Here is a 12431-nt window from a genome sequence, read left to right as displayed (position 1 = left end):
GGCCCGCAGCAACGCGATACGCTCTTCCACCCGACAGCTCTCCTTGAAGGGCATCGCTCGAATCTCCTGGTGATTCGAGCAAGTTGACCTGTCAGGAATGCTCCCGGTCTATGCTGTCAGGGAACTACCCGGTTCGTACCGGTTTCTCCGGTCTCCCCCCACCCAACCCCCTCAAGTCCGGGTCGCGCGCGAGAGGCTGCGGGTGAGGGGTTCGAGGAGCTGCTGGAGGAGGGTCTTGCGGCCGGTGACGATCATCGCCTCGGCCTGCATGCCGGGGATCAGGGCCTCGGGCCCGCCCGGCACCTGCGCCGGGTCGGTGAGGACGAGGCGGACGACATAGCTCGCGGTGCCGGCGCGTTCGTCCTCGACGGCATCGGGCGAGACCCAGGCGACCTTGGCGTCGAGTGGCGCGCTCTCACGCCGGCTGAAGGCCGAGAGCCAGACGCGGGCCGCCATGCCGGGGTGGACCTGCGCCACGTCCTGGGCGCCGAGGCGGGCCTCGATCTCGAGGCTGTCGCCGGCCGGCACGAGCTGGAGGATGACGCCGCCCGGTGCGATGACCTCGCCCGGAGCGAAGACCGCAAGGCGCAGCACGCGCCCGCTGACCGGCGCCGTCACCGTCGATTGTTCGACCTCGCGCGCGAGGTTGGCGATCTGCGCCTCGAGGCGGTGCGCCTCCTTTTCCACCTCGGCGGCCTGACGGCGCAGCTGCAGGACGCGCGAACGGGTCGTCAGCTGGCGGGCGAGGAGATCCTCGTAGGCCTCGATCTCCTGGGCGAGCAATTGCGTCTGGCGGGCCGAGACGGTGAGTTGGGAGCGCAGCGCGTCGAGCTGCTCGCGCGCGTTGGCGGTATCGAACACCAGGATGGTGTCGCCGGCCGCCACCGTCTGGCCCTCGGCAACGAGGATGCGCTCGACCTTGCCGCCGCTGCGGTGCTGGATGTTCTTGGCCTTGGTCTGAACGATGACGCGCCCGATGGCGGTCGCGCCCTTTTCCAGTTCGGCGACCGCGCTCCACCAGGCGGCGCCGGCGGCAAAGGCGAGGAGGACGACGAAGCCAAAGAGGATCGGCCCGGTCGTGCGCATCCGGCGGTTGAGGGCGCGGTCGGGGTCGGGAAGGACCCGCTGGCGGCGCGTGCGTGGCGCCTCGACCGGCGCGAGGTCCGGGGCAGACGCCGGGGGCGCCGGCTCGGGAGCGAGCGCGGGCGCGGAGGAGATCGCGAGGGTTCGGGAGGCTTCCGGCTCCGGCTGTTCAGGCAGAGCGGGGGCGAGCGTGCGGGCAGCGCGCTGGCGCGGTGCGCCGGGAGAGCTAGCGTTCCGGGGGGCGCCGGTCGCCTCCAGCACGATGGCGGGGTGGTGCCGGGCCGGGGCCGGGCGTGTCGCGGCAACGGTCCGGTTCTGGCTCGCTGCGGCGACCGGCGCGGCCTCGGCGGTCGCGGTGTCACCAGCGCGCGGACGTTTGCGCAATGCCGCGCCGAGGCGCCCGTTGGCCAGCCTCTTGTCGCGGCCCGCGCTCTCGTTTCCGAGCTGCCGGCCGGGTCGTTCCTTGCCGCCGTTCGCGCTCATGCCCCGAACCTCCGCTGGCGCTGCGCGACCGGGGTTGCGGCCTGGGGGGCGGGGGCCGCTGGCTGGCCAGGTGCTGGGGTGGCCGCCAGTGCGACAGGGCGCGTCAGTTCCGTACCGGCCTTGCGGGCCTCGCCCGCGACTGCGGCGGGGGCCTGTTCCGCGCCGCCGAGGAGGGCGAGCATCTCGTTGCAGGGGCCGATCCGTTCGATGGCGCCGGCGGAGAGCACGGCGATGCGGTCGCAAAGGCGCATGAGTTCGGGGCGCTGCGTGGCCATGACGACCGTGGCCCCGCGCGCCTTGAGGCCGGCGATGAGCTGGTGCAGACGTCGTTCCTCGCGCCGGTCGAGCCCAGCCTCCGGCGTGTCGAGGACGACGATCTCGGGATTGGCATGCAGGGCGCGGGCGAGGGCGACGGCGCGCTGCTCGCGTGGGGTGAGTGGGCGGCCCATGTCGTCGAGGCGCGTTTCATAGCCACGCGGCAGGCCGGAGAGCAGTTCGTGCACGCCCGCCTCCATGGCCGCGTGAGCGACCGTGATCTGGCGCACGTCGTGGAAGCGGGCGATGTTCTCGAGGATCGTTCCGGCATAAAGGCTCGGGCTTTCCGGCAGGTAGCCGATGCGAGCGGGCGGATCGCCGAGCTGCCATTCGCGGATCGCGACGCCGTCGAGTTCGGCCTGCCCGGCGGTCGGGGATATGGCTCCGGCAATGGCGGCGAGCAGGGTCGACTTGCTCGAGCCGTTCGGCCCGACGATGGCGAGGCACTCGCCGCGTGCGATCGAAAGCGAGACGGTGCGCAGCGCAGGGGTACGGGCGCCGGGATGATAATAGGTGACGCCCGCGAGCCGGATGGCGCCGCGCTGGAGCGCCGGCAGGGCGTGCGGGCCGTCCTCGTCACATGTGCCGCGGGTTGGCGTGCGGCCTTCGTCCGGCTTGATCTGGCGCAGCAGCATGAACGCGTTCCAGGCAGAGCGCACCCAGCGCAGCGACATCACCGATTGCTCGAGTGGGGCGAGGGCGCGCCCCATCAGGATGGAGGCGGCAATGAGAGCGCCGGGGCCGATCTCGCCGCCGACGACGAGCGCCGCACCCGCCGCGAAAATGGCGACCTGGGCGAGATAGCGCACGAACTTGGCGAACGCCTTGATGGAGACGCTGACCTCGGCGTAGGCGAGCGATTCGAGCATCTGACCGCGATTGAGATCGGCAAAGCGTTCGCTCGCGGCGGGGGCGAGACCGAGGGAAATGGCAAGGCTCGCATCGCGCGTGATGGCGGTGCGCCAGCGCTCGCTTTCCTCGTAGCTGCCGCTCATGTCGCGGTAGCGTTCGCTGGACGACCAGACCTGAAGAATGGCGGTCAAGAGCAGCAGACCGGTCGCGACCAGGGTGACGATGCCGAGCCAGGGGTGCAGCAGGTAGAGCACCACGATGAAGACCGGGGTCCACGGGGCGTCGAACAGCGCGCTGATTGTCGGCCCCGAGAGGACGTTGCGCAGCAGCATGGCCGCCTTGGCGCGTTGCTCGAGGACGTCGCCGGGGGTTCCGGCGCGCAGACCCTCGTCCAGCACGAAAGTGGCGATCTGGCGGTCCAGGCGGTGGCCAGTGCGGGCGAGGATGCGATCGCGTGCGACCTCGAGCAGGGCGAGCGCCGCGATCGCGGCGACGGTGACGGCAACGAGGAGGATCAGCGTGTCGATGCTGGCCGTCGGGATGACGCGCTCGAAGACCTGCAACGTGAAGAGGGGGGTGGCGAGCATCAGCACGTTGAGGCACCCCGTGAAGAGGAACGCCACCCAGAGCGCGACGCGGCACTTTGCGAAGATTTCAGCGGGCGCGTGCATGGGGCGGTGGACTTCCGGGACGCTCGAACGGGGGCATGGCCTGGCGGCGGGCCGACAGACCATGGCCGCAGTATCCCAGAGCAGGCTCAAGAAAGGGTGAAGCTCGCCCGGCTCGGGCGCGCGCCGGGGGAAGGCGCGGTACTCGAGACGAACAGTGGCAAGGGGATAAACCCCGGCCGGCGGGGGCAATGGCGTGCGCGGCCGTCGCCGCCGGCTGTGTCGGGGGGTAATATTGCCTCGAAACGAACCGAATCGGTGGGGGATCCGGAATGCTCGAACGTCTTTTCAGCCTCGAGGCGAATGCGACGACCGTCTCACGCGAAGTGATGGCCGGCCTCGCGACCTTTCTGGCGATGTCCTACATCATGTTCGTCAATCCGCAGATCCTGGCGGCGGCAGGCATGGACCGCGATGCGGTGTTCGTTGCCACCTGCCTTTCCGCCGCGATCGGCACCGCCATCATGGGGCTCTATGCGAACTATCCGGTGGCGTTGGCGCCGGGCATGGGGCTCAACGCGTTCTTCGCCTTCGCCGTCGTGCCGGCGGCCGGCGGAAGTTGGCAAATCGCGCTCGGGTGCGTGTTCATCGCGGGTGTGCTGTTCCTCCTCCTCTCGGTGACGCCGCTCCGGGAGTGGCTCATCAACTCCATTCCGCGCAGCCTCAAATACGGCATGGCGGCGGGCATCGGGCTGTTCCTCGCCATCATCGGACTGAAGTCGGCGGGCCTCGTGGTCGACCATCCGGCAACACTCGTCGGGCTCGGTGACCTCAAGTCTCTCACGGTGCTCTTGGCCGTCGCCGGGCTGGTCGTCATCGCCGCCCTCTATGCGCTCGCGGTTCCAGGCGCGATCATCATCGGAGTTCTCGCCGTCACGGCGGCAGCGATCGTGCTCGGGCTCCAGGACTTCGGCGGTATCGCTTCGACGCCACCTTCGATCGCACCGACGCTGCTGCAACTCGACATCGCGAGCGCGCTCTCGCTCGGGCTGGTCGTCATCATCTTCACGTTCCTGCTGGTCGACCTGCTGGACACCGCGGGAACGCTGGTTGCGGTCTCCGAGCAGGGTGGTCTGCTCGACGAACAGGGGCGCCTGCCGCGGATCGAGCGGGCGCTGGTTGCCGATTCGAGCGCGACGGTGGTCGGTGCCTTGCTCGGCACTTCGCCGGTCACGAGCTACATCGAAAGTGCTGCCGGCATCCAACAGGGTGGTCGCACGGGCCTGACGGCGGTGGTCGTCGCAGTCCTCTTCCTGCTGGGGCTGTTCCTTGCGCCACTCGCCGGCACCGTGCCCGCCTATGCGACCGCGCCGGCGCTCATCTTCGTTGCGTTGCTGATGGCGAGCGCCTTCGGCAAGCTCGATTGGGACGACGTGACGGAATACCTGCCGGCGGTGCTGACGGCGCTGATGATGCCGTTCACCTACTCCATCGCGACGGGCATCGGCATCGGCTTTCTGGCCTATACGGTCCTCAAGATCGCGACCGGGCGGTTCAGTCAGGTGAATGCGGCGGTCGCACTCGTGGCAGCGGCGTTCGTGGCAAAGACCGTGTTCGGCTAGGCCGAAGGGAGCTTACCGCAGCTGCTAGCCGCCGGTTTCCGGACCTCTGACGTAGACGCGGTCCTGGATGCCGGCGGCGCCGCCGGAAAGGGCACTCGGTTGTTCACGCTCGATGCGCGCCCGGCAGCGCTCGGCTGCCCATTCGGCAGCGCGCCGCGAACGATAGCGTCCGGCGATCGGATAGGCCTCGCGGGCAAAGGTGTCCCACCCTTCGAGTCGCCATGGCCCACCTGCCGCCCAATGCGAGGAGATGACGTCGGCGAGCCAATCGAGGATGGTGAGCATCGCCGTTACCCTCCATCGGGCCTCGTGGCCCGGCCTTGGCTGCCCCGTGCGATCAGACCAACCGCGTCGAGCGCTCGCCCTCTTGCGAGCGCGTGTCGGCGACGACGGTTTCGCCGGCGAACATGCGCTGCCCGGTGGCGACGAGCGGGACCGCACCCACCGGAAGGTAGAGGTCGACGCGACTGCCGAGCCGGATCAGGCCAATGCGTTCGCCGGCGCCGATCCGGGCTCCCTCGGTGACGAAGCTCACGATCCGTCGGCGCAGGCCGCCCGCGATCTGGACGACCGCCACCCGTGCGCCCTCCGTCGTTTCGATGATCGTCGTGCGCTTCTCGTTTTCCTCGCTCGCCTTCTCGGCCATCACGTTACCGAAGCGTCCAGGCGCATAGAGGGTGAGGGCGATGCGTCCGGCAACGGGCGCGCGCTGCACGTGGACATCGAGCGGTGACAGGTGGATGGCGAGGCGGATGCGCTCGTCGGCCCCGATGTCGAGACCGGGCTCGGGCCGCAATGTCTCGATGCGCTCGAGGATGCCGTCGGCCGGAGCGAGGATCAGCCCCTCGCGCATCGGCACGACCCGGTCGGGATCACGGAACATGAGGGCGAGCCAGACGGTGGCGAGTGCCGCCAGCCAGCCGGCCGGGCTCCAGAGGAGGAAGAGAACGAGAGTGGCGATGAATCCGAGCGCCAGGAACCTGTGGCCGTCACGATGGATCGGTGGAAAGAGGTCGGCGATCCGCTCGAGCAGGGTGCGCTCATCGTTCATGTTGGGCTCCCGGGTCGAACGAGGCGAGTTAGCCGTGGACGTTGTGGTGGTTGATCGAGTGACCGAGCAATCGCAACCTCTCAGAGGTAGGCATGCGCCTTTCGTGGTGGCATTATACGCCAGTCAATCGACCGGAGAAGGCGGACCATGAAAAGGAAGCACAGGGTTGCTCTTTCATTTGGGCTGGCTTTCATGGTGTTGGCCTTCCTGGCAGCTTGGTTGATTTGGCAAATGGCGCAGCCGCCCGTCTGACCAGGAGCGGTGCACGGGGACCTGTGGTCTCCGACCTCGCCCTTTCGATCACTCACTTCTGGAGGTTGGCATTCGGCCGCCGATGCGTTCACTGAGGGTGCGTGCGGCGCGCCGGACCTGGGGCGCGAGTTCGGCCATGCGCTCGTCGGTGAGGCGCGAGAGGGGCCCGGACAGCGAAAGGCCGGCGAGCGGCTCGCCATGTTCGTCGAACACCGCCGATGCGATGCAGCGCAGGCCCGGGACCCGCTCCTCGTCGTCCACCGCATACCCTGTCACGCGGGCCGCAGTGAGCGCGGCGGCAAATGCCTCCGGCGAGACGATGGTCTTCGGCGTGAAGCGCTCGAGACCGGTGCGATGGAGGGTCGCGCGAACAGCGGCTTCGGGCAGGTCGGCAAGCAGCACCTTGCCGATCGCCGAGGCGTGCAGCGGGGCCCGCGAGCCGGCGCGCTGAAAGGCCCGGATCGGGCTGTGGGTCTCGACCTGGGCGACGTAGATGATCTCGTCGCCGTCGCGGATCGCGAGATTGACGGTCTCGCCCGACAATTCCATCAGTTCGTGCATCAGCGGGCGGCCGACCTCCAGGACCTTGCGATTGCGCAGGAAGGCGCTGCCGATCTCGAAGGCGGCGACGCCGATCAGCCAATGGTCGCGTTCCTCGTCGTGGCGCACGAAGTTGTGGGTCGCGAGTGTCGTGAGGATGCGGTGCGCCGTGGAGGCGGCGATCCCGGCGCGCTGGGCAGCATCGGTGAGTTGCAGGCCGTCGCCATCGGCGATCACCTCGAGCAGCGCGAGGGCGTTGTCGAGTCCTCGTACGGCTGGCCCTGTCGAAGCCTCGCGCTGGGCCGGCCGGCCGCGCGGCTTGGCGCGCTTGGATGGCATGTCATGCTCGCTCTTTCGGGTCGGGTCGGGGCCACCCTCGACCAAGCCGCGCCCGGATGCAACCGTCGCGGAAGGTCAGAATTGTGTGAAACGCGTTTCCGTGGGTGGGGGACCAAGGGCTCTCAAGCAGTCCTGCCGACGCATCAATCGAGCGCAGGTCGCTAATCAATGCATGCGGAAATCGTTTCCGCGAGCTTGTGTGGCGCAGCGGATTGCGTTATCGCAGCCGTCGCCGCGCCGATCGTGACGGTGGGGCGACGCCCGCGTCGGGGCGATCGTTGCCAAGCTCCAGACAGCTCGAGGAGATTGCCATGCCTGGTTTCAAGGGCCTTGCCGTTCCCGGTCCGACCAATATGCCATTCCGGATTCGCCAGGCCATGGACGTGGCCCTCGAGGACCATCGTGCCCCGGATTTCCCGCAGTTCACACTGCCGCTGCTCAAGGACCTCAAGCGCATCTTCAAGACCGAGAGCGGGCAGGTCTTCGTCTTTCCAGGCTCGGGCACGGGCGGCTGGGAGGCGGCGATCGCCAACACGCTCTCGCCGGGTGACAAGGTGCTGGCCTCGGTGTTCGGCCAGTTCTCCCATCTCTGGGTGGACCTTTGCCAGCGCTTCGGGCTCGAGGTCGAGGTCGTCGACGTCGAATGGGGTGAGGGCGTGCCGCTCGAGGCCTATCGCCAGCGGCTCGAGGCCGACAAGGGGCACAAGATCAAGGCCGTGCTCGCTTGCCACAACGAGACCGCAACGGGTGTGACGAGTGACATCGCCGGCGTCCGGCGCGTGCTGAACGAGACCGGCCACCCCGCTCTCTTGATGGTCGATGGCGTCAGTTCGGTCGCTTCGCTCGACTTTCGAATGGACGAGTGGGCGGTCGACGTCATCGTCTCGGGCTCGCAGAAGGGGTTCATGCTGCCGACCGGTCTTGCCATCGTCGGCGTCAGCCAGAAGGCGCTCTCCATGCGGGCGAGCGCCAAGTTGCCGCGGTGCTTCTTCGATTTCTCCGACATGCTCAAGACCGCGGAGTCGGGTTATTTTCCCTATACGCCGGCCGTCACTCTGCTGCGCGGATTGCGTGCCTCCGTCGACCTCCTCGAGGAAGAGGGACTCGAGAACGTCTTTGCCCGTCATCATCGGCTCGCCGAGGGTGTGCGCCGGGCCGTGGCGGCCTGGGGCATGAGGCCTTGCGCCAAGGAGCCCAAGTGGAATTCCGACACGGTGACCGCAATCGTCGTGCCGGAGGGCCATGATGCCGCAAAGGTCATCGCGCGGGCCTACAACGGCTATGGTCTCTCGCTCGGCGCGGGGCTCTCCAAGGTTGCGGGCAAGGTTTTCCGCATCGGTCACCTCGGCTGGAACAACGAGTTGATGGTGCTCTCCTCGCTCGCCGGCGCGGAAATGGCGATGATCGACTGCGGGCTGCCAGTGAAGGCGGGCTCGGGCGTTGGTGCGGCCGTCACCTATTTCTCGGAGACCTCTCGCACTGCGGTCAGCAAGGCCGCCTGAGCTGGCCCCGGCCGGCGCAATGCCGTCGTCGGCCCTTTGACACCTTCGAAGCCGCCGGCGGGTCCGGCGGCTTTTTCCGTTGCGGCTGCCTCTTTTGCTCCGCGTGGCGCCGGTCCGGCCGGATCAGCGGATGGCGCCCGCCTCGATCGCTGCGGCGAGCTTGGCGCGCGCCTCCTCTGCCTCGCGCTGGCGGTTCCACATGCTGGCGTAGAGCCCTTTCTTCTCCATCAACTCGCCGTGCGTGCCCTGCTCGACGATGCGGCCCTTCTCGAGCACGATGATGTTGTCGGCGTGCACGATGGTCGACAGCCGGTGGGCGATGACCAGGGTCGTGCGGTCACGGGCGACCCGGTCGAGTGCGTCCTGGATTTCCTTTTCGGTATGGCTGTCGAGCGCCGAGGTCGCCTCGTCGAGCATCAGGATGGGGGGTGCCTTCAGGATGGTGCGGGCGATGGCGACGCGCTGCTTCTCGCCGCCCGATAGCTTGAGGCCGCGCTCGCCGACCTTGGTATCGAAGCCTTCCGGCAGTTGTTCGATGAAGGAGGCGATCTGGGCCATGCGGGCGGCCTCGACGATCTCCTCGCGGCTGGCGTCGGGGCGGCCGTAGCGGATGTTGTAGTAGATGGTGTCGTTGAAGAGGACGGTGTCCTGCGGCACGACGCCGATCGCAGCGCGGAGCGAGGTCTGCGTTACCTTGGTGATGTCCTGGCCGTCGATCGTCACCCGTCCCGACGAGATGTCGTAGAAGCGGAAAAGAATGCGGGATATGGTCGATTTTCCAGCGCCCGATGGACCGACGATCGCCACCATCTTGCCGACGGGCACGGTGAAGCTCACGCCCTTGAGGATGACGCGCTCGGGATCGTAGGCGAAGGTGACGTCCTCGAAGCGGACTTCTCCGCCGGACACCGCGAGCTGCCTGGCGTCGGGAGCGTCCTGGACCTCCGGGTGCTCGTCGAGGAGGGCGAACATCGTTTCGAGATCGACCAGGCCCTGTTTGATCTCGCGGTAGATCATGCCCATGAAATTCAGAGGGATGTAGAGCTGGATCAGAAGCGCGTTGATCATCACGAAGTCGCCGACCGTCTGGGTTCCGGCGACCACGCCATCGGCAGCCATCCACATGCAGATCGTCATGCCGATGGAGAAAATGAAGGCCTGGCCGAAGTTGAGCCAGCCGAGCGAGTAGTACGTCCGGATCGAAGCGTCCTCGTAGCGTGCCATGGAGGCGTCGAAGCGCCGCGCCTCGAGCCCCTCGTTCCCGAAGTACTTGACGGTCTCATAGTTGAGCAGGCTGTCGATGGCCTTGGAATTGGCATCCGTGTCGCTGTCGTTCATCTCCCTTCGGATGGTGATCCGCCACTCGCTCGCCTTGACGGTGAACCAGAGATAGAGAGCGACGGTGACGGAGATCACGACGACGTATTCGACGCCAAAATACCAGGCGAGCATGGCAGCGATCAGCGCCGCCTCGATGATGGTCGGGATGGTGTTCATCGCGCCCATGCGGATCAGCAGCTCGATGGCCTTGATGGCGCGTTCGATGACGCGGCTGAGGCCGCCGGTGCGCCGCTCCATGTGAAAGCGCAGCGAGAGGCGATGGAGGTGGGCGAAGGTGCGATTGGCGAGCGAGCGCACGGCGTGCTGGCCGACGCGCGTGAAGAGGACGTCGCGGATCTGCGTGAAGCCGACCATGGCGATGCGCCCGACGCCGTAGGCCACGATCATCATGATCGCGACGAGGGCCAGGGTTCCGGCCGGGTCCTGACCGAGCGGGCCATGCGCCGTCAGCCAGTCGACGGCGGCCTTGTAGGCGAGCGGTACCGCCACCGTGATGATCTTGGCAACGAGGAGCGCCACGCCGGCGAGTGCAACCCTCCAACGCAGGTCCGGCCGGCCCTCGGGCCAGACATAGGGCAGCAACTCGGCCATGACGCTGCGATGCGAAGCGCGGGCGTCGGTCGGGGACGGTTTGCCGGAGGGCGTGTAGTCGGTGAGGCTCGGATCGTTGCGTTTCATGTCGTTGGTGGACTTGCGGGTGCCGGCGGATGGCGCCGGGCCCAAGGGGGCAGGCACGCGATGCGAGCGGGCGCCAGGACGTGGAGAAGCCGGGTGGTTCGGCGGGTGGTCGGGCCGGCACCTTACGCGCTCGCGAGCGCCGACGATAGGTGCGTGCGGCGAGGGTGGTGCAGCCCGCGACAATTGGTACGGTTCAGGACGTCGCGGCCTTGAAGAGCGCCTTGAGGTCGCTCGCGGGATCGCCGGCGGCTTCGGGCGGGGGCGAATAGCCGGCCGCCAGCATCTGGCGGGCGAGCATGTGGTCGGCCGGGCGATTGACGCTTTCGACCGAGAGCAGCCGATCGCCAGCATAGGCGAACACGGAAAAGCGGCCGGGCTGGCCCGAGGGGCGCAGGACGCGCCTTTCGGCCCCGATCGCGAGGCCCGCCATCTGGAGCTTCTCGTCCGCCTGATCGGACCAGAACCAGGGAACCTCGGCATAGGCCGCTTCGCGACCGAGCAGGTTGCGCGCCGCGCAGCGTGCCTGGTCGTTGGCGTTCTGGACCGCCTCGAGGCGGACCGAGGTGCCGGATGCGGGATGGATGAAGCGGACGCAGTCGCCGACCGCAACGATCCGCGGGTCGCTGGTCGAGAGCCCGGCATCGACCAGCACGCCGTCGCGCGTCTCCAGGCCGGCGCCTGCGGCCAGTTCCTGGTTCGCCAGGACGCCGATGCCGACCACCACCAATCCGGCGGCGATGCGTTCGCCTCGCGTCGTCTCGACCGCGTTGACGTTGCGGCCATCACCATGGAAGGCGGCAAGCCCCGTTTCGAGGCGGACATCGATGCCGGCGGTGCGATGGCTCTCGAGGAAGTGGGCCGAGATTTCGGGCACCACGGCCCGGCCCATGAGGCGGGGGGCCATCTCGAGGACCGTGACACGCTTTCCGAGCGCGTTCGCCGTTGCAGCCACCTCGAGGCCGATGAAACCGCCGCCGACGATGACGACCTCGCTCGCGGCCATGAGGCGCCGTCGCAGTTCCCGCCCGTCATCGAGGGTCTTGAGATAGCAGATGCCCTCGAGGTCGGCGCCCTCTATCGCTGCGCGGCGAACGCGCGATCCGGCGGCATAAACGAGCGCGTCGAAGGCGATGCTGGTGCCATCGGCCAAAGCGACGGTGCCGGTGCCCCGGTCGATCGAGACCACCTCGCGGCCGAGTTCGAGTTCGATCCGGTTCTGATCGTAGAAGGCCTCTGCGCGAATCGGGAGCGGCTCGGAGCCCGTCTTGATGAAGGCTTTCGAAAGCGGTGGGCGATGATAGGGCAGGTGCGGTTCCGCGCCGATGAGGATCACACGGCCCTCGAAGCCCTCGTCGCGCAGGCTGGCGACGGCCTGGGAGCCGGCGTGACTGGCGCCGAGGACGACGATCTGTCCGAGCGGCATGGTTCCTCCTGTGATTGCAGCGCCGGCAGCTGGCGCGCGACGACGGGCGTGACGGGCGGGTCGGCGTGCAGCCGCCGCGAAGGGGTCACGGGACGCGCAAAGGGCGTCGTGTGTCAAGCGTGCGATCGGTGCGGACGGCGCCCCTGTGGCGGTCCCACTTGATCCAGGTCAATGCGGCAAGACTGGAAAGAAAGGAAGCAAAGATCGAGGGTCGTGCAAAGGAGAGCACGAGGCTACGCTGCCGCTGGACCGTCAGCCCCGCCCATCCCGGCGGTGCCCCCACGCTTCCGGCCGGGGTGTGGCGGTCAGTTGTCAGCTCAGGCAAGCTCGGCACGTACGGCT

Annotated in this window: 9 protein-coding genes; 2 read left to right on the top strand and 7 right to left on the bottom strand. The window is 68.1% G+C overall.

The window, feature by feature from the left end; all coding sequences use genetic code 11:
• Window positions 1-171: 171 nt before the first annotated feature.
• On the bottom strand, window positions 172-1566 hold the full coding sequence (locus tag GC150_15770; GenBank protein ID MBI1386365.1) for an HlyD family efflux transporter periplasmic adaptor subunit: 1395 nt from the start codon (window positions 1564-1566) through the stop codon (window positions 172-174).
• The gene (locus GC150_15765; protein ID MBI1386364.1) at window positions 1563-3467 is read right to left on the bottom strand and encodes an ATP-binding cassette domain-containing protein; all 1905 of its coding nucleotides are present in this window, start codon (window positions 3465-3467) and stop codon (window positions 1563-1565) included. Before GC150_15765 ends, GC150_15770 begins: the two co-directional genes overlap by 4 nt.
• A 206-nt stretch (window positions 3468-3673) precedes the next feature.
• On the opposite strand from GC150_15765, the gene GC150_15760 reads away from it, so the two are divergent.
• Window positions 3674-4963, top strand: a complete 1290-nt coding sequence (locus tag GC150_15760; protein MBI1386363.1) for an NCS2 family permease — start codon at window positions 3674-3676, stop codon at window positions 4961-4963.
• A 24-nt stretch (window positions 4964-4987) separates the two neighbouring features.
• On the opposite strand, the gene GC150_15755 is transcribed toward GC150_15760, so the two are convergent.
• The 3 genes from GC150_15755 to GC150_15745 all read right to left on the bottom strand — a co-directional run bounded on the left by GC150_15755 (window position 4988) and on the right by GC150_15745 (window position 7145).
• On the bottom strand, window positions 4988-5248 hold the full coding sequence (locus GC150_15755) for a hypothetical protein (GenBank protein ID MBI1386362.1): 261 nt from the start codon (window positions 5246-5248) through the stop codon (window positions 4988-4990).
• A 52-nt stretch (window positions 5249-5300) separates the two neighbouring features.
• Entirely contained in the window at window positions 5301-6014 is a 714-nt protein-coding gene (locus GC150_15750; protein MBI1386361.1) for a phosphatidylserine decarboxylase family protein, read from the bottom strand.
• Window positions 6015-6314: 300 nt separating this feature from the next.
• Window positions 6315-7145, bottom strand: coding sequence for a helix-turn-helix domain-containing protein (locus GC150_15745; GenBank protein ID MBI1386360.1), 831 nt, complete (start codon window positions 7143-7145; stop codon window positions 6315-6317).
• A 311-nt stretch (window positions 7146-7456) separates the two neighbouring features.
• On the opposite strand from GC150_15745, the gene GC150_15740 reads away from it, so the two are divergent.
• A complete protein-coding gene (locus tag GC150_15740; GenBank protein MBI1386359.1) occupies window positions 7457-8647 on the top strand; it encodes an aminotransferase class V-fold PLP-dependent enzyme in 1191 nt (396 codons plus the stop codon).
• Window positions 8648-8770: 123 nt separating this feature from the next.
• Here the strand turns inward: GC150_15740 and GC150_15735 are convergent, their stop codons facing one another.
• Together GC150_15735 and GC150_15730 are read right to left on the bottom strand one after the other, a co-directional pair.
• Window positions 8771-10666 (bottom strand): ATP-binding cassette domain-containing protein, encoded by a 1896-nt coding sequence (locus GC150_15735; GenBank protein MBI1386358.1) that lies wholly within the window; start codon window positions 10664-10666, stop codon window positions 8771-8773.
• A gap of 193 nt (window positions 10667-10859) precedes the next feature.
• Entirely contained in the window at window positions 10860-12089 is a 1230-nt protein-coding gene (locus tag GC150_15730; protein MBI1386357.1) for an NAD(P)-binding protein, read from the bottom strand.
• Window positions 12090-12431: the final 342 nt, after the last annotated feature.

The sequence above is a fragment of the Hyphomicrobiales bacterium genome (assembly GCA_016125495.1).
Lineage (GTDB): Bacteria > Pseudomonadota > Alphaproteobacteria > Rhizobiales > RI-29 > RI-29.
The sequence above is the reverse complement of the archived record's forward strand: the minus strand, read 5'-3'. Positions and strand labels throughout refer to the sequence as shown.

Excerpts from the sequence above, each read along its gene's own strand:
- GC150_15765 (MBI1386364.1), bottom strand. The coding sequence starts at position 3,467 with ATGGTCTGTCGGCCCGCCGCCAGGCCATGCCCCCGTTCGAGCGTCCCG.
- GC150_15740 (MBI1386359.1), top strand. The coding sequence starts at position 7,457 with ATGCCTGGTTTCAAGGGCCTTGCCGTTCCCGGTCCGACCAATATGCCA.
- GC150_15730 (MBI1386357.1), bottom strand. The coding sequence starts at position 12,089 with ATGCCGCTCGGACAGATCGTCGTCCTCGGCGCCAGTCACGCCGGCTCC.
- GC150_15760 (MBI1386363.1), top strand. The coding sequence starts at position 3,674 with ATGCTCGAACGTCTTTTCAGCCTCGAGGCGAATGCGACGACCGTCTCA.
- GC150_15755 (MBI1386362.1), bottom strand. The coding sequence starts at position 5,248 with ATGCTCACCATCCTCGATTGGCTCGCCGACGTCATCTCCTCGCATTGG.
- GC150_15735 (MBI1386358.1), bottom strand. The coding sequence starts at position 10,666 with ATGAAACGCAACGATCCGAGCCTCACCGACTACACGCCCTCCGGCAAA.
- GC150_15770 (MBI1386365.1), bottom strand. The coding sequence starts at position 1,566 with ATGAGCGCGAACGGCGGCAAGGAACGACCCGGCCGGCAGCTCGGAAAC.
- GC150_15745 (MBI1386360.1), bottom strand. The coding sequence starts at position 7,145 with ATGCCATCCAAGCGCGCCAAGCCGCGCGGCCGGCCGGCCCAGCGCGAG.
- GC150_15750 (MBI1386361.1), bottom strand. The coding sequence starts at position 6,014 with ATGAACGATGAGCGCACCCTGCTCGAGCGGATCGCCGACCTCTTTCCA.